Origin of the sequence: Desmospora activa DSM 45169 (assembly GCF_003046315.1) — a bacterium.
Classification (GTDB): Bacteria; Bacillota; Bacilli; order Thermoactinomycetales; family DSM-45169; genus Desmospora; species Desmospora activa.
In genome coordinates, this window is sequence record NZ_PZZP01000001.1 from 2396786 (window position 1) to 2421620 (window position 24835).

Annotated in this window: 24 protein-coding genes; 6 read left to right on the top strand and 18 right to left on the bottom strand. The window is 50.4% G+C overall.

Annotation, left to right across the window (positions count from 1 at the left end):
- Positions 1-52 precede the first annotated feature (52 nt).
- Together C8J48_RS11580 and C8J48_RS11585 are read right to left on the bottom strand one after the other, a co-directional pair.
- On the bottom strand, positions 53-355 hold the full coding sequence (locus C8J48_RS11580) for a YunC family protein (protein WP_107726963.1): 303 nt from the start codon (positions 353-355) through the stop codon (positions 53-55).
- A 78-nt stretch (positions 356-433) separates the two neighbouring features.
- Positions 434-688, bottom strand: a complete 255-nt coding sequence (locus C8J48_RS11585) for a DUF6154 family protein (protein ID WP_107726965.1) — start codon at positions 686-688, stop codon at positions 434-436.
- A 116-nt stretch (positions 689-804) separates the two neighbouring features.
- Here C8J48_RS11585 and C8J48_RS11590 point away from each other — a divergent pair, with 116 nt between their 5' ends.
- The gene (locus tag C8J48_RS11590) at positions 805-1287 is read left to right on the top strand and encodes a QueT transporter family protein (protein WP_107726967.1); all 483 of its coding nucleotides are present in this window, start codon (positions 805-807) and stop codon (positions 1285-1287) included.
- Between the two features lie 196 nt (positions 1288-1483).
- Here the strand turns inward: C8J48_RS11590 and C8J48_RS11595 are convergent, their stop codons facing one another.
- From C8J48_RS11595 to C8J48_RS11605, 3 genes are all read right to left on the bottom strand, one after another.
- Positions 1484-2917 carry a bifunctional metallophosphatase/5'-nucleotidase gene (locus C8J48_RS11595; protein WP_170105413.1) on the bottom strand — a complete coding sequence of 478 codons (1434 nt, stop codon included), beginning with the start codon at positions 2915-2917 and terminating at the stop codon, positions 1484-1486.
- A gap of 19 nt (positions 2918-2936) precedes the next feature.
- Positions 2937-3752 carry a sulfite exporter TauE/SafE family protein gene (locus C8J48_RS11600; protein WP_107727723.1) on the bottom strand — a complete coding sequence of 272 codons (816 nt, stop codon included), beginning with the start codon at positions 3750-3752 and terminating at the stop codon, positions 2937-2939.
- A 143-nt stretch (positions 3753-3895) separates the two neighbouring features.
- A complete protein-coding gene (locus tag C8J48_RS11605; RefSeq protein WP_245891137.1) occupies positions 3896-4771 on the bottom strand; it encodes a DUF72 domain-containing protein in 876 nt (291 codons plus the stop codon).
- 183 nt (positions 4772-4954) lie between these two features.
- Here C8J48_RS11605 and C8J48_RS11610 point away from each other — a divergent pair, with 183 nt between their 5' ends.
- Both C8J48_RS11610 and C8J48_RS11615 read left to right on the top strand, forming a co-directional pair.
- The gene (locus C8J48_RS11610) at positions 4955-5392 is read left to right on the top strand and encodes a M67 family metallopeptidase (protein ID WP_170105415.1); all 438 of its coding nucleotides are present in this window, start codon (positions 4955-4957) and stop codon (positions 5390-5392) included.
- A 5-nt stretch (positions 5393-5397) separates the two neighbouring features.
- Entirely contained in the window at positions 5398-6864 is a 1467-nt protein-coding gene (locus tag C8J48_RS11615; protein ID WP_107726974.1) for a nicotinate phosphoribosyltransferase, read from the top strand.
- A 259-nt stretch (positions 6865-7123) separates the two neighbouring features.
- Here the strand turns inward: C8J48_RS11615 and C8J48_RS11620 are convergent, their stop codons facing one another.
- On the bottom strand, positions 7124-7963 hold the full coding sequence (locus tag C8J48_RS11620; RefSeq protein ID WP_107726976.1) for a sulfurtransferase: 840 nt from the start codon (positions 7961-7963) through the stop codon (positions 7124-7126).
- Positions 7964-8191: 228 nt separating this feature from the next.
- A complete protein-coding gene (cobS, locus tag C8J48_RS11625; protein WP_170105417.1) occupies positions 8192-8932 on the bottom strand; it encodes an adenosylcobinamide-GDP ribazoletransferase in 741 nt (246 codons plus the stop codon).
- A 277-nt stretch (positions 8933-9209) separates the two neighbouring features.
- Between cobS and C8J48_RS11630 the strand changes: the two genes are divergently transcribed.
- Positions 9210-9956, top strand: coding sequence for a sugar phosphate isomerase/epimerase family protein (locus tag C8J48_RS11630; RefSeq protein ID WP_107726980.1), 747 nt, complete (start codon positions 9210-9212; stop codon positions 9954-9956).
- A 102-nt stretch (positions 9957-10058) separates the two neighbouring features.
- On the opposite strand, the gene C8J48_RS11635 is transcribed toward C8J48_RS11630, so the two are convergent.
- The 3 genes from C8J48_RS11635 to C8J48_RS11645 are packed head-to-tail and all read right to left on the bottom strand — an operon-like array spanning position 10059 to position 12920.
- On the bottom strand, positions 10059-10766 hold the full coding sequence (locus C8J48_RS11635; protein ID WP_107726983.1) for a LutC/YkgG family protein: 708 nt from the start codon (positions 10764-10766) through the stop codon (positions 10059-10061).
- Positions 10763-12193, bottom strand: a complete 1431-nt coding sequence (locus C8J48_RS11640; protein WP_107726985.1) for a LutB/LldF family L-lactate oxidation iron-sulfur protein — start codon at positions 12191-12193, stop codon at positions 10763-10765. Before C8J48_RS11640 ends, C8J48_RS11635 begins: the two co-directional genes overlap by 4 nt.
- Before the next feature lie 13 nt (positions 12194-12206).
- The gene (locus C8J48_RS11645; RefSeq protein WP_107726987.1) at positions 12207-12920 is read right to left on the bottom strand and encodes a (Fe-S)-binding protein; all 714 of its coding nucleotides are present in this window, start codon (positions 12918-12920) and stop codon (positions 12207-12209) included.
- Positions 12921-13076: 156 nt separating this feature from the next.
- Between C8J48_RS11645 and C8J48_RS11650 the strand changes: the two genes are divergently transcribed.
- On the top strand, positions 13077-14450 hold the full coding sequence (locus C8J48_RS11650) for an amino acid permease (RefSeq protein WP_107726988.1): 1374 nt from the start codon (positions 13077-13079) through the stop codon (positions 14448-14450).
- 27 nt (positions 14451-14477) lie between these two features.
- Here C8J48_RS11650 and C8J48_RS11655 read toward each other — a convergent pair whose 3' ends face one another.
- The 5 genes from C8J48_RS11655 to C8J48_RS11675 form a co-directional block, all read right to left on the bottom strand.
- Complete coding sequence (locus C8J48_RS11655; RefSeq protein WP_107726990.1) at positions 14478-15482, bottom strand: tripartite tricarboxylate transporter substrate binding protein; 1005 nt, start codon at positions 15480-15482, stop codon at positions 14478-14480.
- A gap of 123 nt (positions 15483-15605) precedes the next feature.
- A complete protein-coding gene (locus C8J48_RS11660; protein WP_107726992.1) occupies positions 15606-17114 on the bottom strand; it encodes a tripartite tricarboxylate transporter permease in 1509 nt (502 codons plus the stop codon).
- Positions 17115-17132: 18 nt separating this feature from the next.
- Positions 17133-17579, bottom strand: coding sequence for a tripartite tricarboxylate transporter TctB family protein (locus tag C8J48_RS11665; RefSeq protein WP_170105419.1), 447 nt, complete (start codon positions 17577-17579; stop codon positions 17133-17135).
- A gap of 64 nt (positions 17580-17643) precedes the next feature.
- Entirely contained in the window at positions 17644-18648 is a 1005-nt protein-coding gene (locus C8J48_RS11670; protein ID WP_107726996.1) for a Bug family tripartite tricarboxylate transporter substrate binding protein, read from the bottom strand.
- A 213-nt stretch (positions 18649-18861) separates the two neighbouring features.
- The gene (locus C8J48_RS11675) at positions 18862-19569 is read right to left on the bottom strand and encodes a hypothetical protein (RefSeq protein ID WP_107726997.1); all 708 of its coding nucleotides are present in this window, start codon (positions 19567-19569) and stop codon (positions 18862-18864) included.
- A gap of 234 nt (positions 19570-19803) precedes the next feature.
- On the opposite strand from C8J48_RS11675, the gene C8J48_RS11680 reads away from it, so the two are divergent.
- The gene (locus tag C8J48_RS11680; protein WP_107726999.1) at positions 19804-20505 is read left to right on the top strand and encodes an HD domain-containing protein; all 702 of its coding nucleotides are present in this window, start codon (positions 19804-19806) and stop codon (positions 20503-20505) included.
- Between the two features lie 150 nt (positions 20506-20655).
- Here the strand turns inward: C8J48_RS11680 and aceA are convergent, their stop codons facing one another.
- From aceA to C8J48_RS11695, 3 genes are all read right to left on the bottom strand, one after another.
- Positions 20656-21942 (bottom strand): isocitrate lyase, encoded by a 1287-nt coding sequence (gene aceA, locus C8J48_RS11685; protein ID WP_107727001.1) that lies wholly within the window; start codon positions 21940-21942, stop codon positions 20656-20658.
- Between the two features lie 144 nt (positions 21943-22086).
- Positions 22087-23694: a malate synthase A gene (aceB, locus tag C8J48_RS11690; RefSeq protein WP_425430460.1), complete on the bottom strand. Its 1608-nt coding sequence runs from the start codon at positions 23692-23694 to the stop codon at positions 22087-22089.
- A gap of 193 nt (positions 23695-23887) precedes the next feature.
- Positions 23888-24835, bottom strand: coding sequence for an alpha/beta hydrolase (locus C8J48_RS11695; protein WP_170105421.1), 948 nt, complete (start codon positions 24833-24835; stop codon positions 23888-23890).

Here is a 24835-nt window from a genome sequence, read left to right on the forward strand (position 1 = left end):
CCCGGCCACAGCATGGCCGGGGGTGTAATGTGAAATTCTGTTAGATTGAGAGTCACAACATCTTTAACAACGCATCGCGACCGCTCATACCGGGAGTGATTCCCTGCGCTTCCCCTTCCAGGGTGACCATTTCCAAGGGAGCCTCCAACAAATCGGAAAGTGTTCGCACACCGACTGCGCGACCGGCTACAATTTTGCGATCAGGCAGACGCTTGTTGAGCAGCTCAACATCCAAGGCCCCACACATGATATACCCCTTATCGGTAGTGATCACCAACAGATTGGTTTTAGGTAGCTTCACTTCAATGCCCAAAACGGTGTGACCCTCTATCTTTAGTGGCTGAAGTTGAACCATGCCATCCCCTCCCATCCCAAGCAGGTACCATACACTTTATGAGCGGATGAAGAGGGAAGTGCCCGTTTTCTTCAACGTTCAATGATAGCGAGGGCCCGGCACGGTGTCGTCTTCGCCCAACTGCCCTTCTTGTGCCATTTTCATTTTAAGCATTTCCACCAAATAAACCCCTACCATCTGAATCACTTCTTCGTCTTCCATTCCTCCGATTAAGGTCATCATATCCTGGCGGCTCTGATCTTCCAATATATTGAGCACAACTGAAATGGCGTTTTCCTCGTCTTCTCCCAGCTGTTCCCGGTATAATGAATAGATGTCGTCCACAAAACGCATATTCTAAGATCCTCCTCTATTCAAACATCCCACCGTTATAGATGTGTCTATAACCTATCCGGCAAAAAAGAAAACCATCCATGGACATACTAATTTATGAAAGGAGTGTGTCACCCATGTCCACTCGTCATTTGACAGCCATTGCGATGATTGCCGCTCTATACGCCGTCCTCACGATGGCGTTGGCCCCGTTATCTTATGGGCCCGTCCAGTTGCGTATCTCCGAGATTTTAACCGTTTTGCCTTATTTCACACCGCTGGCCATTCCTGGATTGTTTATCGGAGCTGCGATCGCTAATTTATTGAGTCCGGTGGGTTTTTATGATGTGATCTTTGGAAGCTTGGCCTCTTTGATCGCCGCTTGGCTTACTGCCCGAATGCCGCGACCATGGTTGGCTCCCCTACCTCCTGTGCTCGTCAATGCGGTTATCATCGGCATTTTGCTGGGAACAGTAAGCGGCCTCCCAGTCACGGTATTCGCAGCCATGTTATATGTTGGATTGGGACAGCTGCTGGTTTGTTATGGATTGGGGCTTCCCTTTCTCTATCTTCTTCGTCGCTTTCGGGATCATATTCCCGGCGCTCGTCCTAAGCGCTGACATAGAAACCACCGATTCTAGTGGCCATCAATTCCGGGCGGTCGGGATAGCTTTTCGCCTTCGCTCCATGTACTCACCAGCACAAGTCTCGCCTGGTCGCTTCGCTCCCGGGTCTTGCTTGGCGTGGCCAGAGTCGCACAGAAGGAAAGCCATCCCTCCCTAGATACAAGCAAAGATACCGGATGGGGCACTAGCTTTAACCCGTCGGGTGCCAACGCCGCCGCTGTGCCCGTTCCAACACCCCCGGTATCGTCAGATGTTGTGCCATCACATCCCGCAAAAACTCCGGCAGATAAAAACGGAGATCTGTGCCTTGCTGAATCTCTTCATAGCCAATTCCAAAGGTAAACATATCAATCGTAGCCACTCGATATAGCCGTTCCGATTTCAGGGGTTGACCCCCGATCCGAATCTCCCGAATACGTTCGGTGGGGACACCGTTTGGATCGTATACGATATCCAGTCCAGCTACATTCATGGTTCCCAACTGTTTGCCACGAAAGCCAAAGCCACGGATCTCCTTGTGCTGTACGTCCTGAAGGAGTGATTCCTCCAGGCTTTTTTGTATGATTTCGCCTGGGAGAGTCATGGTGCAAGGATTGATGGGATGAGGACAAATTTGGTGGATGTGGCCGCGTGTCAACGCACCCGCATACAAGTTCCCCAAGATCTGACCGGCATTGACCAGCGCACACTCCGCTTCCACCCAGCTTAAAAGAGAATCCGCCAGCAAATTGCCCAAGGAAGATTCCCCAAACCAATCGATAGTTAAATCATGCTCCAACTGGATAATCGGATGGGACAAGCGCTGCTCCGCTTTTACCCGATCCTCATCGATTAAGCGTAAAACCGTTTTGTCTGGAGAGATATTCACAACCGGAATCGTTCGACCCGACACCGATAATCGACGGGATACTTGGTCCCAATCCAGCATCAAGTGCCCCACATGACTGCCAAATTTACCGGCGGCAGCAATCCAGGTATCCCCTACCCGCTCCGGTTGTTCCAATAGATGATGGGTATGAGCTCCCATAATCACATCAATACCTGGAATTTCCGCCGCCAGACGACGATCATGATTATACCCCAGATGGGAAAGCACCACCACCGCGTCCGCTTCGCGCCGCAAACGTGAGACCTGTCGGGCCAAAATATGATAGGGATCTTCTACCGTCCATCCCAACAGTTGATAAAACTCCGTAAATGGAATGGTCACCCCGATAAAGGCCAGACAAAACCCTTCCTGTTCGCGCAAAATCCACTGCTGTATCCAGTCGACCTCTTCCCCGGAAGCATCGGTAACATTGGCTGCCAGCACATGAAAAGAAGCGTCTTGAAACAGCTCGTTTAGCTCTTGCTTGGAAAACGTCAATAGCTCGTTGTTCCCCAATGTCATCATATCGTAACCGGAAGTCTCCAGCACATGGCGATTGGCCATTCCGCCAGTGCCTTCCGTTTCAATGGCAGAGCGATCCATGTGATCACCGATGTCCAATATCCAACACGCTTCGCCCTGGTCATGACATTCCCGCTTGAGATCATTCACAATCCGATGGATCTGCGGCATAACCTCAAAATGACTATGGATATCGTTGGTATGTATGAGGTGAACGCGGGTCCTGCGACTCACGGCCATCCTCCCTTCCTCTTTATGCAAGTCCCTGAATGATCATTCGTACCGCTACGAGCAAGATCACAATCCGAAACCCGATCATCAGCCACTTGCCGCTGATGCGGGCGGAGATCCAAGCGCCCAGTTGTCCGCCAAACCACGCCCCCGGCGCAATCAACAGCACCGCGATCCAATCGATATTCCCCTGGATAAAATGAGTAATCGAACCCACAATGGATGATAAAAACATAATAAACATCGATGTAGCGATGGCAACATGAGGCGGAAATTGAAACAGCACCACCATCATCGGCACCATAAACGATCCGCCTCCAATCCCAAACAAGCTGGACAGGATTCCGATCAGGAAACCACCGATCCATACAGTGGGACGGTGGTATCCATACCGGTATATATTCCCCTCATGATCCGTGAATTCCCGCTTGACATCCCACTTTACCGTATTGCTTTTCAAGCGATCCCGAAATTGGGTGATAAGGGCGTTTACAATCATGATCACACCAAATGCGATAAAAAAGGAACCGGGAGCGAAAAAGTTTGTCAAGTATGCGCCCACTATTGCCCCTGGGCCACTGGCGAGGAAAAAGGCCCAAGCACTGGGGAAATCGACCCGTTTTTGGCGTGTATAAGAGATTGTGGATGATAAAGCGGTTATAATGACCAAAATCAATGATGTTCCCACCGCTACCTGGGGGGTGATATGGCTGTATTCGGGAAACAGCGCAGCGAAGAAGAGCAGCGCAGGAACAATGATGACCCCTCCACCCAAACCAACCAAGCTGCCGATGGTTCCAGCTAACAATCCGATCAGGATCAGTAAGATCCATTCCAACAATAGGTTTCTCCTCCTGAGGGAACCAGCATCTTTATAAACCCGCTCCCGTTTTATCCATTCGCCTTCCTCACTATCGTAGCAGACGGAAGATAAGAAAAGAAAGAGCAGGACAATCAACCGGCAACATTTGGATGAAACATCTAAAACATATCCATCTGTCGTGGAGCTAATCCTTCCATCGTTACCCCCAGCAACTCCATCATCAAGCGTGCACTGTCCACTGCATCCCCTTGCGAATTATTGTTAAACAACAGCGTAACCTGACGGGATTGCTCTTTCAAGTCCTGGATGCGTGAAACCCATTCCACCAGCTCTTCGCGGGAATAACGATACGCATACCGCACCTGCCGCCACTCTTCATTGGATCGGCCCGACGCGGTCCAACCGGAGTGGTTACGGCCATGAAAACGGATCAACGCTTGCTCGGGATGGGTTGCTGTGGAAACAATCGGTACACACCCTTCCCCTGCCTGAGGCTCATCACAAATCACATGCACCAGCTGCTCCTTCTCCAGAAAACGGAGTGTCTGTTCCCGATATTCCGGCCGAAACCACGATTGATGGCGAAACTCCACCGCTACGGTCCAATCGGGGTATGCTTCGCGACAACGTCGGATATATTGTACATGCTTCTTTTGACAATCATACCAAGGTGGAAACTGAAACAACACCAGCGCCAGTTTGCCGATTTCCGCCATCGGTGTCAGCGAGCGTTCAAAGTCGCTAAAGATCTCCTTCATCGATCGTGCCGGAGCACCCGCCTTGCGCCCGTGGCCCGTCATTTCACGGTAAGCCTTTACCACAAAACGGAAATCTGCCGGTGTTTCCTGCGCCCAGCGAGCCATTCGTTCCGGCGGTTGAATCGCATGATAGCTACTGTCCACCTCCACCACCGGAAAATGGCCTGCATAGACAGCCAATTTTTCCCGCGATGGTGTGCCCGCCGGATATAAATCATGGTCTCCCCAACCGCACACCCCCACCTGAATCGGATTGCGAAGGTTTCCATTCACCAAATCTTCCCCTCCTGTCATCGCCGCCATTGTACCACAGAAAAAGCTTGCTGATTCGCCATAATTAGATGTTGGAAAAGGGATTTTTGAGGCTTAAGTGCTCTTGCTGTTTCAACATGTTTTGCCGTGAGGTGAAAAAACCTGTACAATATGGCAGAAAGCTTTTTACTTAAAAGGGGTGGCAAGATGGCTACTACCATGATCGCCATTCAAACTCATGTCATCCATATTATAAAAGAGCATTGTCAACGGGAGTTGCCACGGGAAGCTTGCGGTATTCTGGCTGGAAAGGGACAAAAAATCACCCATTTCTTTCCCATCCCCAACCAAGATTTTAGCCCGCAATCCTTTTCCTTTGAGCCGCGTGCCTTTCTGCAAACACTAAAGGTCATGCGGCTGGAACAACTGGAATGGTTAGGTATTCTCCACTCTCATCCACAACAGGGAACCAATCCGTCTGTTCGGGATATCTCCCGGTGGCATTATCCAGAATTGACAAGCTGGATTTTGTCTTTTCACGACCATCCTCCGCAATTATCGGCTTATCATATTAGGCAGGGTCGCGCTGTTCCCGTCCTTTATGAAGTGATTTCCAACGATATCGAGACAGAGCAACAGGAGTGAACCTTATGTATCCAGCATCAGGGTGGGCGCTACACACGGACAAATATCAGATCACGATGATGTATGCCCACTGGAAAAACGGCTCCCATCGGCAACGAAAGGCGTTTGATCTCTATTTTCGCAAATTGCCCTTCGGCAACGGATTTGCCGTTTTCGCCGGTTTGGAACGGGCTGTTCAGTACTTGACACAGCTTCGCTTCACTGCGGAAGATATCCGCTACCTAGCGGAACAGGAGGAAAAGTACGATCCCGCTTTTTTGGATCTGTTGCGGGATTTTCGTTTTAACGGTGATGTTTATGCGATGCGGGAAGGAAGTCTCGTCTTCCCGGATGAGCCCCTTTTGCGAATGGAAGGCACGGTAATGGAACTACAATTGGTGGAAACGGCACTCCTTAACTTTATCGGTTACCAAACGCTGGTTGCCACCAAAGCCGCCCGCATGAAGACGATTGCCCCTCATGACACCCTGATGGAATTTGGCACACGGCGGGCGCAAGAAGCGGAAGCGGCGGTATGGGGTGCCCGCGCCGCTTATCTGGCCGGATTTCACGCCACTTCCAATATGCGTGCGGGGGAACAGTTCGGCATTCCTACCAAAGGAACTCATTCACACGCTTGGGTGCAGGATTTTGACTCGGAACTGGAAGCCTTTCGCACCTTTGCCGCCGCTTTCCCCGATCAGTCGGTATTGCTGGTGGACACCTATGACACCTTGAAAAGCGGTGTCCCCCACGCGATTCAGGTGGGGTTGGAACTGCGAGAAAAAGGGCATCGCTTGGCCGGCATTCGTCTGGACAGCGGCGATTTGGCTTATCTATCCAAAGAGGCGCGCCACATGCTGGACGAAGCGGGCTTAACCGATACCGCCATCGTCGCCTCCAGCGATTTAGATGAAGACACGATACTCAGCCTTAAGTCCCAGGGAGCCCGCATCGACTCCTGGGGCGTGGGTACCAAACTGATCACGGCATACGATCAACCGGCACTGGGCGCGGTCTACAAATTGGTAGCACGGGAACAAAACGGCGAATGGACTCCCACCATCAAAATCTCCTCCAACCCGGACAAAGTAACCACCCCTGGGGTAAAAACCGTCTATCGCATTGTAGATCAAAACAGTGGCAAAGCCCGAGGCGACCTGATCGTTAAGCAAGGGCAGACGATTGATGAGAATCAACCGCTTACCTTGTTCCATCCTGTTCATACCTACCGCATAAAAAAAGTGAAACGTTTTCGCGCCATCCAACTGTTGCAACCGGTAATACGAGCAGGAAACCTGATCACAGAACTCCCCAGCCTCCATGAGCTGCGCGATCGGCACCAAGAAGAGCGCTCCCTCTTTTGGGAAGAGTATTTACGCCTGTTAAATCCGGAAGAATACCCGGTAGACTTATCACCGGAACTTTGGGAAACCAAGCAACAACTAGTACAAAAAATCTACCGAACCATCCGAGAAGAAAACGGGGAATAATCCCGGTTAAAGATTAAATCCGATTCCCTGAATGGGAATCGGATGAGAGAATTGTCAAACCCTATTAAAGAGGAGAAGGGAGCGATTTGCGGCGTAGTGCCCTTTGACCGACTGCCTAGCGGAGTCTCAGAAGGACCGAACCGTTTAGCGGCCACACATCTTTTCCTTTGGCCGCTGGTTGGGGACGGAGGAGGCGGAGCGGCCAGCCCTACATCCTTGAAAGGGAAAGAGGCGCAAGACGGAAATTGGGACCCCGTGCCTACTTTGCCCGCAATTCTGGACCTTGCCGAATCGGATTTTCTTCATAACTGATCCAATCACTCCAACTTCCCGGATAGAGGCGAGCATCCTCAATTCCGGCCACATGGAGGGCCAGCAGGTTGGCACATGCCGTCACACCGGAGCCGCAATAGACGATGGGACGACTCCCTGGCTGCAGGTATGAAAATTGCTCCCGGATTTCTTCTTTCGATTTCCAACGTTGCCCCTCCGTCAGGTTACTTTTCCAGAAATGGTGTACCGCGCCGGGAATATGGCCCGCCTTGGCGTCGATGGGTTCCATTTTCCCTTCATAGCGATCGCGCTCGCGGGAATCGATGACCCATCCTTTCTCCGCTTTGGTCTCCTCCATTCCCACCAGACGCTCTGGATGGCGAATATGGGGGATAAAGCGGGTGACAGTCATTTCCGGTACCTCTGGCGTAACAGGGTACCCCGCTTTTACCCAGCTTTGGAACCCCTCGTCCAACACTGCTACCCGTTCATGTCCGAGATGGCGTAACATCCACCACAACCGTGCCGCCATCGCTCCCCCCTGATCATCGTAGGCGATCACTGTTTTCTCCCCGTCGATACCCATCCGGCCTAACTTATCCACAAATTCGTCCATATCGGGAAACGGATGGCGACCCCCATGTTTGGAAACAGGCCCTGACAGATCATACTTTAGCGACAGATAACGGGCACCAGGGATATGTCCCTGTTCGTACGCCTGATGCCCCTGCTCTTCATCTTTTAAATCAAAACGGCAATCCACCACAATCCAGCTAGGATCATCCAGATGATGATGCAAAGTTTTAGTATCAATTAACGATTTCATTTCTCTCCCCCTCCAGTTACTTTTAGCGAAAGCGGTTTCAAATAATAATAAAAAAAGGAGGCCCTGCCGAAGACGAACCTTCGTTGCACCTGCTTGAGGTGTGTGTCGGTCATTCACATTAAAATCGGGAGAGCCGAAGTACCCGACGACAAATTTTTGCTTGCAGCGGTGATCACCGGGCCCTCTTTATCATTGTAACGAGAAATGCCATTTTCCCCAACCCCTCAGTCATAAACGAGCGCCCCCGTACCATAGACACAGGAGCAGCACCACCACTTCGGTGATTTCCACCGTTGCGCCATAGGTATCGTTGGTCATACCGCGCAGGCGACCGCGGGACATTTCACCCATAATCCAGACAACGGCCAGCGTACCCGCCAACAGAAGAGAACCAAACCAGCCGGTGGTCAAAAACAATACACCAACACCAACGATTAGCGCATAAATCAACGGCCTCATGGTGAGATTCTTTTTCATCCCCAGACCGATCTCATCTTTTTTGGCATATGGAAACAGGCGAATCGACAAGATCAAGGCCAACCTTCCCGCCACCGGTGCAGCCACCAAGGCGATCCAGATCGCGTCTGTGGCCAGAGAAGCCAACACACTAAACTTCAACAGAAGTACAGAAAAAGCGGCCATAACCCCCATCGATCCGACGCGGCTATCTCTCATCACTTCCAAGGTGCGCTCCAAGCTTCCATTGGATCCAAAGCCATCGGCGGTATCCATTAAGCCGTCTAAATGGATGCCTCTTGTCAAATAAATCCATAGCACGGTTAGTAGTGCTCCTCTGACCAGGGATGGAAACAAACTTGAAACCGCTAAGTCAAAAATCAACAACACTCCGCCCAAAATCAATCCCACTAACGGGTAATGACAAGGACTTTTCACCCAATCATCCCGTTCGGTCGATATAGGCGCCGGTATTCGCGTTAAGTATGATAAGGCCGTAAAAAACGCGTTCATCCTTCTAACCTCCATGGAATGCCGGAAAAGTGATCGGGATGATTACTCACCACCCAACTCCCGCCGAAATACAAAACTCGCCTTTTCATATCCCATCTCCAACCCCTATCATCGCGCAAACCCCTCACGCTGACAAGGGAAATTGTGTACCTTTTGAGTCTAACTTTTGAAGTGGGAAATCATTTTGTGGAAAGAATCGATCAACCTCATTTTGTAAGTGTTTTCATTCCTCATTTGCGTTAAAGTGAAGATAGAAACCGACAAAGGGGGAAATCTTTTGACGACGCTGGGATTACAACTGTACTCCGTCCGGGAGGAAGCGGAACGCAACTTATTGGGCACTCTAGCCCAAGTAGCGGCAATGGGATATGAAGCCGTCCAGTTTGCCGGCTTTTTCGGCATAGCGGCGGGGGACATCCGCGAAACCCTTGACGCAAACGGGTTAAAGCGGGCGGGTAGCCATATTCCCATCGATCAATGGGCGCAGGTGGATGAGATATTTTCCTACCACGATCAAATCGGCAACCCCTTGTTGATCTGCCCCTACCTGCCGGAGGAGATGCGACAAAGCGCAGACGACTACCATCGCCTGGCCGAGCGCTTTAACGCCATCGGTAGACAATGCCACAACGCAGGCTTCCAATTTGCTTACCACCATCATGATTTTGAATTTCAAGTCTTTGATGATACCACTGGATTTGAAATTCTGTTTAATGAAACCGACCCCGCATGGGTGAAGCTGGAGTTGGATGTCTACTGGGTCCATTACACCGGCCGTAAAGCCGCTACACTGATGGATCAATACGCCGACCGCCTCGTCTCCCTTCATCTCAAGGATCTAAAACAGACCGTCAACAACACGGTCAGCACTGAAGTGGGGGCGGGTCAACTCGATTTCCCTACCATCATTGAGAAAGGCAAAGAACGAGGAGTCGAATGGTTCACCGTGGAGCAGGAGCACTTTACCGAAGTCCCGCTGGTTCATGTGGAGCGAAGTGTGAAACATTTGCGGACAATGGTATAGAAAAACACCCGACCCCCGGCAACTTCAACAGATGCCGGGGGTTAGGATTTCCAAGGCGTAATATTGTGGTAAAATTAAGACCTGATTAAACGTTTATCCCAATCACCGATCCTCCACCACAATATACGTCGCTCGTACAGGCCCATGTACACCCACTACCAGATTCATCTCAATATCGGCGCTGTTGCTGGGGCCGGAGATAAAGTTGATACAAGAGGGAATTATCTCTCCGCGTTCTACGCGTTGGTGAATTTCGCGGGTGGCGTGAGACATGCGGGGAACGATGGTCGATTGAGGGATAATGGCGATATACGTATGGGGAAGTAAACTGACGGATCTTCCTTTGCCGTCACCGCTAAACAAGACGACCGTTCCCGACTCGGCCAGGGTGATATCACTAAAAGTGATCCCTACATCAGCGCGCTCGGCGATATGAATATTTTCCTCACCACGAGCGGGATCCCATCGATGTACATCCCAATCGCCCCGCGTTTGTGCCTCCTGAAAATAGTCACTTAGTCCATATTCGGCAAAACGGGGATCATCCCAGGTAACGATCCTCTGCGCAGAAACGGGGATTGCTTCCGCCAACACTTGCGGTAGCTTGTCGGCAGTTGAAAGTATACATGTAGTATGAATTCGGTCACACTGCTCCGCCAAGACAGCGGTTAACCGTTTTTGGTCGAATCCCGCCATCCGATTCCACTGCGGAGTATACGACCACGCGGGACGGTTTACTTCCCGTCTGCGCTCCCGCCCCAATTTGTCGGCAATCCGATTGAGAAATCGCTCCCGCTTATCCATATTCATGGTTGCTCATCCTTTTTTTGCCGCTTTTTAAACCATTGACGAAAAGATTCGCGCTTCGGTGCAGGCAAATCGCGGCTCTTTGTCCATGCTTGCAGTGGACCGGGGCCTTTTTTGATTACATTTTCCTCGCTGAAAAAGGACATCACCCGTGGTGCCGCTTTTGTCGCCATCTCATAGAAACCGGGGTGGCTGGCAGCGAGTCCAAATCCCTTCATCGCCAAACGCTCGCCAAAGGAAGAGCGATTTTCTTCTTCCACGATACGGCGACGATGCCGAACTAGATGTTCATGCAGCGGAATTTTTACCGGACATGCTTCCGTACACGCCGCACACAGGCTGGATGCATAGGGAAGCTCTTTATAGTCGTCATACCCGCCCAACAGCGGCGACAGCACGGCCCCGATCGGCCCTGGATAGATCGAGCCATAGGCATGCCCTCCAATGTGTCGATAAACCGGGCAAACATTGATACAAGCCGCACAGCGAATGCAATGAAGTACACTTTGAAACTCCGTCCCCAGGATATCCGAGCGTCCATTGTCTACAATAACGAGGTGAAACTCCTGCGGACCATCTGTCTCCCCTTCAGCCTTCACCCCTGTCAGTCCGGTCACATAGCTGGTCAGTTTCTGACCGACAGCAGCGCGGCAGAGGAGGCTCACCATGATATCCAGCTCCTCCCAGGTGGGGACGATCCGTTCCATACCCATCACGGTAATCTGGGTTTGGGGAAGAGTGGTACAGAGACGACCGTTCCCTTCATTGGTCACCAGTGTGACAGAGCCTGATTCAGCCACAGCAAAGTTGCATCCGGTGATGCCGATATCCGCCGTCAAAAATTCCTGACGCAGCTGCTCTCGGGCGAAGGCGGCTAGCTCCTCCGGTTGGGATGAGTTCGTATATCCCCGTTTTTGCTGAAAAACCTCCCGAATCTGCTCTCGATTTTTGTGCAGAACAGGGGCGACAATATGGGAAGGAGGATCACAATCATCCAGCTGCAAAATATATTCTCCCAGATCCGTTTCCACCACATCGCATCCCATCGCTTGTAACGCGGTGTTAAGTCCGATCTCCTCCGTTACCATCGACTTGGATTTAACAATTTTTCTCCCTTGTTTCTCCTTCACGACACGGCGAATATAATCGCTGGCCTCTTCCGCCGTTTCAGCGAAAAAAACGTGTCCCCCCGCTTTTGCGACGTTGTCGCCCAGTTCCTCCAAGTAATAATCCAAGTTTGCTAATGTATGGGCACGAATTGCTTCACCCAGACTTCTCCATTCCTCCCAATCGCCCAGTTCATCCGTGGCCGATTGTTTCCGTTCCCCGAGGCGATCTTGGGCGGCTCGGACTGCCCCCCGCATAAAATGATTATCCAAGCCATCATCCACCCGTGGGAAGAATTTCTTTTCACCAATTTTCAGCGACATGTTTATCCCCTCCTTAGCGACTGTTGAGAACTTGGGCGATATGCACCACTTGCATCGGTTTTCCCTGACGATTGATCCACCCACCGATATTGAGCAAACATCCGCTGTCACTGCCGATAACAATCGCTGCATCGGTATCTACCATATGCTGTACTTTTTCTTCTACCATCTGTTCAGCGATCGGCGCCATCTTAACGGCAAAGGTACCGCCAAAACCACAGCAAACATCAGCATCGGCAAACGGAACCACCTCCAACCCCTTCACCTGGCGCAACAGTGTCAATGGTGCATCTTTCACCTTGAGCAGTCGCGCCATATGACAGGATTGGTGGTAAACCGCTTTGGCATTTAGTTCGGCTCCCACCTCTTTCACCTGTAACACCTCAACCAGAAACTGCGTCAATTCATACGTTTTGACGGCGAGAACACGAGCTTTTTCCTTCCACTCCTCTTCCTGGAATAACTGCTCATACTCATGAAACATCGCTGCACAGGACCCGGACGGAGCCACCACATAGTCAGCATGGGCAAAAGTGTGAATCATATGTTTCGCCGCTTCCTTCGCTTCCTTGTGATAACCGCTGTTATATGCGACCTGCCCACAACATGTTTGCGCCAAGGGAAAGTCCACCTCACAACCGAATCGTTCCAACACATGGACGGTATCCTTGCCTACATCGGGATAAAAGCAATCACCCAGACAAGTGATAAATAAGGAAACTTTCATGTAAACACTCCTTTTTGTAACTGACAAAGTGGAACGCAGCCTAATGCCCCCTTCGGTATCTTTGATCGTGCTTCCCTGCAAATGACTGATGGGGCACTAGCTGGAATAGAGGAGATCCTTCCGGTAAAGCTATAAAAACGTGGAGGGGGATTTCCGATGAAATACAGGGATGAACGGGGAAACAAACGCTCCATCCATCCTCGAGTACAGCAACAAGAAGCAAAAGAAACCGGTATGACGGCAGGAAGGTTGGTATTTGTCGGAATCGCCTCCATCGTGGGAGCGGGCTTTTTTTTGGCGACTTCCAGCATTTTCTCCCTTGCCGGTCCGGCAACTCTTTTTGGTTATGGCATCGCATGGCTTGTTGTGGCAACGGTGATCGCCGCCCTTGGAGAAATGGTAGCGGATGAACCGGGATATGGCGGTTCCTTTCGTCTTTATGCGGAGGAGCATCTGGGAAGGGGCGTTGCCTTTGTCATCGGCTGGACCTATTGGTTAGCGGGTGTTTTAATTATGTCCAGCGAAGTGACGGCTTTGGGTCTATTTGTACAGCGATGGTTCCCTCATTGGCCACTCTGGTTACTGGTAGCGGTCTTCGCCCTGCTCGCGCTCGGTTTAAACCTGCTCGGTACTGAAAAGTTTGGCAAGGTGGAATCGCTGTTCGCCGTCATTAAGATCGCTGCCCTCATCGGCTTTGTGATCGCGGCTATCGTGATCTACGGAGGTGAGGCAACATTGGGGCGGTTGCTCCCACATACAGTCACAACATGGTTCCCCAATGGATTGACTGGATTATGGTCAGCGATGATCCTTATTTTCTTTACTTTTGGCGGTATTGAGGTAACCGGTATGGCAGCGGGAGAATTGCGGAATCCTGCTCCCGTTCCTTCCGCATTTCGTCGGCTGATGATTTTACTGTTAATCCTTTATCTCCTACCTTTGACTCTAGTGGTTCTAACGAAGCCTCTTCATCACCTCTCCCCTCAGGAAAGCCCCTTTATCACAGTATTATCCAGCGTCCCCTTTGCCGGGGATCTCTTAAACGGCGTCATGATCGCCGCCGCTTTCTCCACCATGGTGGCAGCCATGTTTGCCGTGGCACGAGTCCTGCTCTCCCTCGCGGAAGATGGGGATGCACCGTCCACCCTTCTCACCCGAAATCGGCGTGGTGTGCCGATGCGAGCGCTTTTTGCCAGTTCTGGGGGATTAATCATAGCGGTAGGACTCTCATTTTTTCTACCTAAAGAAGTATATGAACTTCTCTCCACCTCCGCCGGAATCAATCTGGTGCTGGTATGGCTGGTGATACTTTGGGCCCACCACAACTACAAACGCCAAACCCGAGCAAAAAAAGGTACCCACCCGATGTGGGGGTACCCGTGGCGAAACACGGCAGCAGCAGTGGGCATCTTCTTGGTGCTAGCCGGTTCGTTGTTAGAGCGGAGGCACTTGATCAGCTTCCTCTTTAGCCTGGGTGCCCTCCTACTGATTACGATCGGTTATCGCATCAAGTTGGCCCAAGGAAAGTGATCGACTCACTTATATATTAGGTATTCATCACTTTAATCCCGCTTCCTCCATTAAGTCGCCAAAAATTTCGTATTCTTTATCCATGTGTTTCTTAAACTCTTTTCCGCTCATCAATCCATCCATCCAACCCAATTTTTCCGCTTGTGTTTTCCACTCCTCCGTCTGCAACATTTCTTCGATTTTATGTTCATAGTATTTGGCCACAGCCGGATCTAAATCCGGCGGCCCCATGATTCCTCTCCACACAGTAAAAGAGTCGTCAATACCTTGTTCTTTCAAAGTGGGAAACTCTGAAATGGTTTCCCCTTGCAACCGCTCCTCTGCAGTGATAGCCAACACCCGTGCTTTGCCGGCCCGAACCTGCTCCGTCGCTTCCGCTAAATCAGCGGAATAGACGTCCACATGGCCACCTAACAACGCACTCATCGCTCCACCGTCCTGCATAGAGACATATTTTAGCCTCTTCACATCTACGCCAGCCTTATGCGCTGCTTTAACAAACATCATGTGATCCATGCTGCCGGGAGCGGAGATACCAGCGATGGAAGCGGACTGCGGGTCCTTTTTTAAATCCTCCATCAGTTCTTTCATATCTTTCCATTTGGCATCTTCTCTTACTATAAACGCCCCATAATCGGAAATCACACCAGCGATCGGGGTAAAGTCCTGATGATTATATTTGGATTGACCGTTTAGCGGGACAAAGATCATCCCCGGTGAAACAACGAACAGCGTGTGTGGATTACCGCTCTGTTTGACCACATAGGACCAGCCGACTGCTCCACCGCCCCCCGTCTTATTGACAACCGCCATCGGTTTATCCAAAAGTTTTTCCTTCTCCATCGTGGTTTGGATCATACGTGCCGTTGTATCCAAACCACCTCCGGCTCCTCCCGGCGCAACCATTTCAATCGGTTTAGCCGGTTTCCAATCACCCTCAGACCCGTTGCCTGCTTCTGGGGTTCCGCATGCAACAGCTACTAGCGACAATACCAGGACTCCAACAAGGGCAAACCGCTTTCTTTTTTTCATGGGAGACCTCCTTCAGAGCATTAAATAAAGCATCGAGCGCAAACATTTCGTCTATTTCAATCAAATAGAGAGGGCTGGGTGTTCAACCGTCATCGATTTATCACCAGCCCACAAATACACCTATTACGCTGCAACATTTCCGTTTCGCTTACGAGCAGCGATCCACTGCTTCAGCAACGGCCAAATCAGCGATAGTGCTGTAAAGCCTAACAGCAGCAGGGTAATCGGCCGTTCCAGAAAGATGCCCCAATCACCGCCTGACAAGGTGAGGGATTGACGCAGGGATTGTTCCATCATACTCCCGAGAATAAAGGCCAAAATCAACGGTGCCGCCGGGAAGCGGAAGCGGCGCATCAGGAATCCAACAACCCCAAAGATGATCAAGAGGTATAGATCAAAGGTGGCAAAACTTACCCCATATACACCGATCATACAAAAAAGAATGACCAAACTGATCAAAAGGGGACGAGGAATCAACAGCGCTCGCGCAATGTAGGGAATCAGGGGCAGGTTGAGAATCAACAAGATCATATTGCCCACATACATACTGGTGATCACACCCCAGAAGATATCAGGGTGCTCATTCATCATCAGCGGCCCTGGTTGGATTCCATATACCAACAGCGCCCCCAGCAGTACCGCTGTCGTGCCCGAACCGGGGATACCCAAGGTGAGAAGCGGCACAAATGAGCCGGTACAAGCCGCATTGTTAGCGGTTTCAGGAGCGGCCACCCCTTTGACGGAGCCTTTGCCAAATTGAGAAGGATCCTTGGCGATACGTTTTTCTGTGATATATGCCAAAAAGGAAGCGATGGTGGCACCGGCTCCCGGCAATACCCCAAGGAAAAAGCCCATAATGGATTGCCGTCCCGTCGGTCCTGCCAGTTCCTTTATATCTTGCTTCGTCAACTTGAGACTACCCACTTCTTTCCAGGAAGAAAAGAGGGATTCCTTACGATTAATAATCATAAATCCAACCTCGGCTAAGGCAAACACACCCAAGGCAATGATCAGGAAATCAATTCCTTCCATCAGTTCAGGAGTACCAAAGGTAAACCGTTGTGTCCCCGTCTGCTGATCGATTCCGATGGTGGCCAACATCAACCCGACCACCGCAGCAATAAAAGCTTTGATGGTGGAACCATCCGCTAGACTGGCAATCGCCGTTAACCCGAGTAACATTAAGGCGAAATATTCAGGGGGACCAAAACTGACCGCCACCTGTGCCAACCCCGGTGCAACCAGTATCAATGCCACCACACCGACGGTTCCACCGATAAAGGAACAGATGGCTGCAATCGCCAAAGCTTTTCCCGCTTTTCCCTGTTGTGCCATCGGATAGCCGTCAAAGGAAGTGGCGACGGTACCGGCCACTCCCGGCGCATTAAGCAAAATCGATGAAGTGGAGCCGCCAAAAATAGCACCATAATAAACGCCAGCCATCATAATCAGGGCGGAAGCGGGAGACATGCCATAACTCATCGGAATCATGATGGCGATAGCACTGATGGGCCCTAATCCCGGCAACATCCCGATGACTGTTCCTGCCAGCACCCCGATTAAGACAAAAATGAGATTCTCAGGCGTAAACGCCACCTGAAAACCGTACAATAGACTTTCCAACGTTTCCATTTCCGCTTCCCTCCTTTCTTAAAAGGGCAAAATACCCTGGGGAAGATAGATATTGAGAAGATAGTTAAAGGCGTAATAGGTGATTCCCGTAAATCCAACCGCCACCGCTACATTTACCATCCAGCGCCGATATCCCAATAAGGCCGTCACTCCGAGGATGAAGGGAATCGTCACCAAAATATAACCCAACCACTCCAATAGAAACACATACACCAATGTCGAACCCAACACCGCGCCGATCACACCCCACTCTTTGCGTGAGATCGGCTGTGATTGGTTATCCTCCTTTTTCTCACCAAAGAAAAAGAGTGCAATAGACAGCGCTAACAAAAGCCACCCCAATCCAATCGGCAACGCATCAGAATCCATCACGGCTATTTCAAAAGATGGAATACGGTAACTAAAAATGAGATAAATCGATGATACAATCACCAACACAAGCGCCGCTTGCCGGTCTCTTGTCATAAATCGTGCCTCCCTCCCTCTTGAAAATGAGGGACAGCGGGTAACCGCCATCCCTTTTTCCTTATTATTTTAAGCCCGCTTCTTTCATCAACTCTTCAAACAGCTTGTACTCTTCATCCAAATGCTTTCCAAATTCTTCGCTGGTCATAAAGTTTTCCGTCCATCCCAGCTTATCTGCCTGTGCTTTCCATTCCTCTGTCTCTAACATCGCTTTAATTTTTTGTTCGTAATACTTCACCGCATTCGGATCCATATCCGGCGGCCCCATGATGCCGCGCCATACGATAAAGGAGTCATCGATCCCCTGCTCCTTCAAAGTGGGAAAATCAGAAATCGTTTCCCCTTCCAACCGTTCCTCTGCAGTAATGGCCAACACGCGCACCTTGCCTGCTCTAGCCTGTTCTGTCGCTTCCGCCAAACCAGTGGAGTAGACATCAACATGACCGCCCAACAGTTGACTCATTCCGCCGCCATCTTGCATCGATACGTATTTCAGCTTTTTCACATCTACTCCGGCTTTGTTCGCCGCTTTGACAAACTGCATATGGTCCATACTGCCGGGAGCAGAATCCCCTACGATCGAGGCCGATTGTGGGTCTTTCTTTAAATCATCCATCAGTTCGTTGATATCTTTCCATTTGGCGTCTTTTTTCACCACAAACGCGCCATAGTCGGCGATCACACCGGCAATCGGCGTAAAATCCTGATGCCCGTACTCCGACTGTCCGTTCAACGGAACAAACATAATGGGAGGAGAGGTGACAAACAGCGTATGGGGATCTGCCTTTTTCTTGTGAATATAAGACCAACCCACGGCACCCCCGCCTCCAGGCTTATTGACGACCGCCATCGATTTATCCAGTAACTTCTCTTTCTCCATCACCGTCTGCATGACGCGTGCTGTCGTATCCCATCCACCGCCGGCCCCTGCCGGCGCAATCATTTCAATCGGCTTTGTCGGCTTCCACTCATCCCCTTGCGCCCCACCGGCACCTGTCCCACTGCAGGCGGTTGTTATGAGAGCCAAAGATATAATTCCGATACCCAGTAACCGCTTTTTTAACTTCATGCTGTTCACTCCTTTTCAGAAAGCGCTTTCAATTTGCTTTAAGGATAATGGAACATGACTATTTTGTGAACAAAAAAATCATAAGCTCCTTTTTGTTCATTTTGTTCACGCTCTTTCCACGGTCAAAATCTGTTTAACGTATCATGCTTTCAGCAGACATCGCACAAATAAAAAAACGGCCCTTCCCAATGGAAGGACCCATCCCTCTTATTCTTACAACGTCATCCCGCTACCTCCTGCTTGAATCAACAAATTCGTCCATTGCTCCTCTTTTTCGTCCGTCCATTCTTCCATGGTGTAATAAATAATCGCATATATACCGGTATCGTTAGAGAAGACACGAGCCATTCCATCCGCTTTTTGCGAAGTCTCATCATCCGTTATACTGATTTTCGCCAGGATATTATCCCGATCCTGATCGATAACCTGCCACGAAAAACTCTCTCCATATTCTTCCTGCAACAGTTCTTGGAGTCCTTCCGCTATAACCAAAGAAGTAAAATAATCCTGTACTCCAGGATACGTATGAACCTCGATCAACTCTCTTGCGTAATCCGCATTCTCGCCGTCGGGAGTGAAATAATAATATTCAAATCCCTCTTCATCCTCTTCCCGGCTTTCTTCCATCCAATTTTGGTTATCGGCGTAGAAAGTAAGATCACCGGCCGTCACTTCTTCCGCTTCTACGGAATTTGATGTCTCCTCCGATTCATCGTTCATCGGTGGCTGGGCATCCGTATCTTCCTCTTCTTCTTTTTCTTTTGGCTCTTCTTCTTTCTCTTCCTTTTCTTTCTTCTTATCATCATTCGGGGATTCTTTCTCTTGTTGTAATCCCATGTTTTCAATTAAAACTGTAGAACATCCACTGGCGAATAAAAGGGAAAAAACCGCTATTAGGGCTCCATACCACTTTAACGGCAATACAAACACCTCTTTAAATATTAGAGTCCACTCTCTCACTATCTTATCGAAATAAAGCAAAAGGCGCACTAGGCAAAAAAGACTATTATTCCAGTATTCGATTAATTCGACCAAAAGAAAGGATCTGAATGGAAAACAAATGATACATCGATGATTGTACAAGTGGCAACCGTCCGGTAACATAAATGCAAGGATGATGATTCACTTAGCGATTAAAGGGGACGGATGAATTCCATGATATCAGAGACCTCACATCCATTGGTGCAGAAAACCGCTCACTATGTAAAAGAGAAAATGATGGGGGAAGAAAGCGGCCATGATTGGTGGCACGTACAGCGCGTCTGGTTGTTGGCGCAAAAGCTGGCCATAGAGGAGGGGGCAGATCGGCTCGTGGTGGAGTTAGCCGCATTGCTCCACGATATCGCCGATTGGAAATTTCACGATGGGGATGAAACCGTCGGTCCCGCCACCGCCCGAGCGTGGCTGCAATCGCTACAGGCTCCGGCGGATGTAACCGATCACGTCTGTCGCATCATTGCTACACTTTCCTTTAAAGGTGCTCATGTTGTTACTCCGATGGAAACACTGGAAGGTGCCGTTGTACAAGATGCGGACCGTTTAGATGCGATTGGTGCCATCGGTATTGCCCGCACATTCGCGTATGGCGGCTATGTCGGGCAAGCGATCTATCATCCCGATATTCCTCCGGTTCTCCATCAAAGTGCAGCGGAATACAAACAGAAGCGTTCGACATCCCTCAATCACTTTTACGAAAAGTTATTTCTTTTGAAAGATCGAATGAACACACCTTCCGCCCGTCGAATTGCAGAGGAGCGACATCGATATATGGTGAAATATGTACAACGATTGGCAGATGAATGTTATCTGGACTTCCCCTTGCCGGAGGAAGATGGAACCCCTGCGAGCGAAGAGTAAAGAATTACAAAAGAGCGCATAAAAACGCTCCCCGACCGCAGGGCGATCGGGGGTTTATCGACCTCAACCTATAACCGAGCGGTTGGAGCTGGCCGTTACGATGCTGGTTTTTCAGTACCAACGGTACTATGCCGTCAATCGGCCTTTCTGTCATGAAGGAGTAAATTGCTCTTCCTCGGTGGAACCTTTCAGCGCAGTGGTGGACGATGTACCGCCACTAATCGCGAGGGAGACCGCATCAAAGTAACCGGTTCCCACTTCGCGCTGATGACGGGTCGCGCTGTAACCATGGATTTCATTGGCAAATTCCCGCTCCTGCAAATGAGAGTATGCAGCCATCCCCGTCTGTTTGTATTCCAGCGCCAGTTCAAACATGCTGTTGTTGAGTGCGTGGAAACCGGCCAGGGTAACAAACTGAAACTTATAACCCATCTTCCCCAGCTCATCCTGGAAGCGGGCGATGGTGGCATCGTCCAATTTTTTCTTCCAGTTAAAAGAAGGAGAGCAGTTGTAAGCCAACATTTTCCCGGGAAATTGGGCATGGATCGCTTCTGCAAACCGACGGGCTTCCTCTAAATCAGGTGTAGAAGTTTCACACCAGATCAAATCGGCGTAAGGGGCATAAGCCAATCCGCGAGCAATCGCCGTCTCCAGCCCGCAACGCTGGCGGAAGAAGCCTTCCGGCGTCCGTTCACCAGTCAAAAACGGATGATCATAAGGATCGATATCGCTGGTAATCAGCTCTGCTGCATTGGCATCGGTGCGGGCCACCAGGATGGTGGGAACGTTTAGGATATCGGCGGCCAGACGGGCGGAAACCAGATTACGGATCGCTTGCTGGGTAGGGATCAACACCTTGCCTCCCAAATGTCCGCATTTTTTCTCCGACGCCAGTTGATCCTCAAAGTGAACACCTGCCGCTCCCGCTTCAATCATTCCCTTCATCAATTCAAACACATTGAGCGGCCCACCAAAACCGGCTTCAGCATCGGCGACAATCGGGGCGAACCAATTGCGCTCTCGCTTTCCTTCCGCATGCTCAATCTGATCCGCCCGCTGCAGCGCCTGGTTGATGCGCTTCACCACATGCGGAACACTGTTAGCCGGGTATAAGCTCTGATCCGGATACATCTGCCCCGCCAGGTTGGCATCGGCGGCTACCTGCCAACCGGAGAGATAAATCGCTTTTAACCCTGCTTTTACCTGTTGCACCGCTTGATTACCCGTCAGCGCTCCTAACGCTTTTACATGAGGGTCTTGCTGCAGCAGCTCCCACAAACGCTCTGCTCCCTGCCGCGCCAACGTATGTTCAATCGCTACAGATCCTCGCAGCCGTAACACATCCTCCACCGTATAAGGACGATTGATGCCATGCCAGCGCGGGCTATTTTCCCAATCCTCTTGCAATTTTTTTGCCTCTTCATTTTTCCTTGTCATGATTCGCTCTCCTCTCTTTTTAAACAAAGTGACACGGACACTTGTATTCTGTCACCTAGTAAGCCTCTTCTGTTCAGTGGTAAGCCAACTCCTAAGGAATTACTCCCGTTTTCAACACTTGCTCTCCTCAAATCCTCTCGTTTTTCACAGCCGTTCATATCCGGACAAGGTTAAAAACTCTGCAAATTCATCCTGCTCTGTCAAGTATAAAAACCATTCAGCGGTTTCCTTAAACCGTCCCTGAGAAAACGCTTCTGGACCCTGGTCTTCCTCAATCTTAGCCAACTCCTCATCCACCATTTGACGAACCAATGCTTGTGTCACCTTGCGTCCATCTTCCAACATGCCGCGGGGATGACGGATCCATTGCCATACCTGCGCCCGTGAGATTTCAGCAGTGGCGGCATCTTCCATCAGATGATCGATGGCGACTGCTCCCACTCCCCGCAACCAGGCTTCCATATACAGCAGGGCCACGCGAATGTTTTGCCGCAAGCCCGCTTCGGTGATGGAGCCGGTGGGAGCCGCCCGTAGATCTTTTGCTGATACGGCGACATCTTCCCGTTTCTTCTCAATCTGATTTTGCTTTGGCATATATCGGTCAAAAATGGCCCGTGCCACTGGCACCAACGCCGGATGAGCCACCCATGTGCCATCGTGTCCGTCTTGGGCTTCCCGCTCCTTATCCGCCTCTACCTGTTTCATCGCTTTTTCGTTGGCGACAGGATCATGTTTAACCGGAATCTGCGCAGCCATGCCGCCGATACAAGGTGCATGACGACGGTGACAGGTCTTAATCGCCAGCCGAGTATACGCTCGCATAAACGGCACCGTCATCGTCACCTGGGAACGATCCGGCAAAAGCGTATCCGGGTGATGGCGAAAACGCTTGATAAAGCTAAAGATGTAATCCCAACGACCACAATTTAAACCGGCGGAATGCTCCCGCAGCTCATACAAAATTTCATCCATCTCATAAGCAGCCAGTATCGTTTCAATCAACACCGTCGCTTTAATGGTACCGGGAGCGATCTTTAACTCCTCTTGGGCAAACGAGAATACATCGTTCCACAGCCGCGCCTCGCGATGACTCTCCAGTTTGGGCAAGTAGAAGTACGGTCCTGACCCTCGCTTTAACAAGGTTTTGGTATTGTGGAAAAAATAAAGCCCAAAATCGAACAACCCAGCGGGAATCGCTTTTCCATCCACATGCACATGTTTCTCATCCAGGTGCCATCCCCGGGGTCGCACCTTTAACACAGCCGGGTGATTTTGCAACAGATAGCGCTTGCCGTTGCTTCCGGTAAAATCGATGTTACGTCGGATGGCATCCCGCATATTGAGCTGCCCTTGGATGGTATTCTCCCAGGTGGGGGAGTTGGCGTCTTCAAAATCGGCCATAAACACCTTCGCCCCCGAATTAAGGGCGTTAATCACCATTTTGCGATCGGAGGCAGGGCCCGTAATCTCCACCCGCCGATCTCGCAAATCGTGAGGCAAGGGCTCGATCGACCAAGACTTCCGGCGAATCGCTGCCGTCTCCGCCAGAAAATCGGGCCATTCTCCCTCATTGAGGTGACGCTGCCGCTCCATCCTCCATTGCAACAGTTGATCCCTGCGATCAGAAAAACGACGGCTCAACTTCGCCACAAAGGAAAGGGCTGCAGGAGTTAAGATTTCGGCAAAGGCGGCGGTAACCGGCCCATTCACCTTCACACCTGCTGGGTGGGGTGGCGACTGTGTACGCACCAATCGATCACTCCTTTCATATCTGTTAGAGAACAGATTCTCTAACTTGTGTTGTATTATATAACAGTTGATTTTGGAATGACAATACTTTTTTCTGACTTTACACAAAAAACACCATCGATGATGGTGTTAAGGCGATTCGTATAGCGGTTTTAGACTAAAAATCGGGCTAACGCTTAAATCATCAGGAAGCCTATCAAGAACATTTACGCAAAAATTGAACCAGCTCTGTACGCAACTGTGATATTCCCGGTTCTTCCAAAGGGAAATGTCCGGCATTTCCAAGCAGAACCGTCTGTTTGGCAACCGGCAATCGCTGAAAAAAAGGCTGGGATACGGCAACCGGCGTCCAGCGGTCATCCGCCGGATGTAACAATAATACGGGACAGACATCAAATTGTTCCGGGGGGATCGTCTGATGTTCCCACCAGCTGCGAATCCACCTTCCGGGCATCCAGGTGCCACCGCCCAAGGGATCTTTCGCAATGATTTTGGCTATCTCCGGGTCGTTTACGATTGCGTTCATCTTTGCAATCCAGCGCATGGGGATACGCATGGGATCAAGTAACGGACGCCCTACCTTAAAAAGCGGCCCGATCAATGATCCCATCCAGGAATATAGCGAAACAGCCCTTCGCACTTGAGGGTCTTGCGGGTCCAGTAAACAAGTAGCTGCGATTCCTGCCGGAATACGGCTGCGTGCCGCTGCTTCATATGCTAACAGTCCACCCATACTTCCTCCAAACAGAACGATCGGACGTGAATCCCGCTGTTGTTCCGCACGGATAAAATCGATTGCAAAATCCACCCAATCTTGATATAGAAAGGCATCTTTCTTTGGAACCTGAGTCAAACCATAACCGGGAAGATCCGGGACAACGGCTTCATAACCAGACTGCTGCGCCATTATACCGTATGGGGCCATTAAGCGCCCATATCCACCTCCACCATGGAAGATGATTAATTTAGCCGAAGATTGTTTCACCTCGTAACGATCCACATGGATACGAGATTCTTTCCAACCATACCATTCTTCTTTCGGCAGATTGGCATGATTCAACTGAAATGATTCCGGGAAAAAGGATTGAATTTTTCCCCAACCTTCTTGATGATGGTAACGAGGCGATTGTTGATCCCCTCTCAT

What these genes read in the sequence shown, in the direction of transcription:
- C8J48_RS11650 (WP_107726988.1), top strand. Translation starts at nt 13,077, where the DNA reads ATGAAATACAGGGATGAACGGGGAAACAAACGCTCCATCCATCCTCGA.
- C8J48_RS11590 (WP_107726967.1), top strand. Translation starts at nt 805, where the DNA reads ATGTCCACTCGTCATTTGACAGCCATTGCGATGATTGCCGCTCTATAC.
- C8J48_RS11580 (WP_107726963.1), bottom strand. Translation starts at nt 355, where the DNA reads ATGGTTCAACTTCAGCCACTAAAGATAGAGGGTCACACCGTTTTGGGC.
- aceA (WP_107727001.1), bottom strand. Translation starts at nt 21,942, where the DNA reads ATGACAAGGAAAAATGAAGAGGCAAAAAAATTGCAAGAGGATTGGGAA.
- C8J48_RS11640 (WP_107726985.1), bottom strand. Translation starts at nt 12,193, where the DNA reads ATGTCGCTGAAAATTGGTGAAAAGAAATTCTTCCCACGGGTGGATGAT.
- C8J48_RS11660 (WP_107726992.1), bottom strand. Translation starts at nt 17,114, where the DNA reads ATGGAAACGTTGGAAAGTCTATTGTACGGTTTTCAGGTGGCGTTTACG.
- C8J48_RS11615 (WP_107726974.1), top strand. Translation starts at nt 5,398, where the DNA reads ATGTATCCAGCATCAGGGTGGGCGCTACACACGGACAAATATCAGATC.
- C8J48_RS11585 (WP_107726965.1), bottom strand. Translation starts at nt 688, where the DNA reads ATGCGTTTTGTGGACGACATCTATTCATTATACCGGGAACAGCTGGGA.
- C8J48_RS11610 (WP_170105415.1), top strand. Translation starts at nt 4,955, where the DNA reads ATGGCTACTACCATGATCGCCATTCAAACTCATGTCATCCATATTATA.
- cobS (WP_170105417.1), bottom strand. Translation starts at nt 8,932, where the DNA reads ATGAACGCGTTTTTTACGGCCTTATCATACTTAACGCGAATACCGGCG.
- C8J48_RS11680 (WP_107726999.1), top strand. Translation starts at nt 19,804, where the DNA reads ATGATATCAGAGACCTCACATCCATTGGTGCAGAAAACCGCTCACTAT.
- C8J48_RS11655 (WP_107726990.1), bottom strand. Translation starts at nt 15,482, where the DNA reads ATGAAAAAAAGAAAGCGGTTTGCCCTTGTTGGAGTCCTGGTATTGTCG.
- C8J48_RS11695 (WP_170105421.1), bottom strand. Translation starts at nt 24,835, where the DNA reads ATGAGAGGGGATCAACAATCGCCTCGTTACCATCATCAAGAAGGTTGG.
- C8J48_RS11635 (WP_107726983.1), bottom strand. Translation starts at nt 10,766, where the DNA reads ATGAATATGGATAAGCGGGAGCGATTTCTCAATCGGATTGCCGACAAA.
- C8J48_RS11645 (WP_107726987.1), bottom strand. Translation starts at nt 12,920, where the DNA reads ATGAAAGTTTCCTTATTTATCACTTGTCTGGGTGATTGCTTTTATCCC.
- C8J48_RS11670 (WP_107726996.1), bottom strand. Translation starts at nt 18,648, where the DNA reads ATGAAGTTAAAAAAGCGGTTACTGGGTATCGGAATTATATCTTTGGCT.
- C8J48_RS11620 (WP_107726976.1), bottom strand. Translation starts at nt 7,963, where the DNA reads ATGAAATCGTTAATTGATACTAAAACTTTGCATCATCATCTGGATGAT.
- C8J48_RS11665 (WP_170105419.1), bottom strand. Translation starts at nt 17,579, where the DNA reads ATGACAAGAGACCGGCAAGCGGCGCTTGTGTTGGTGATTGTATCATCG.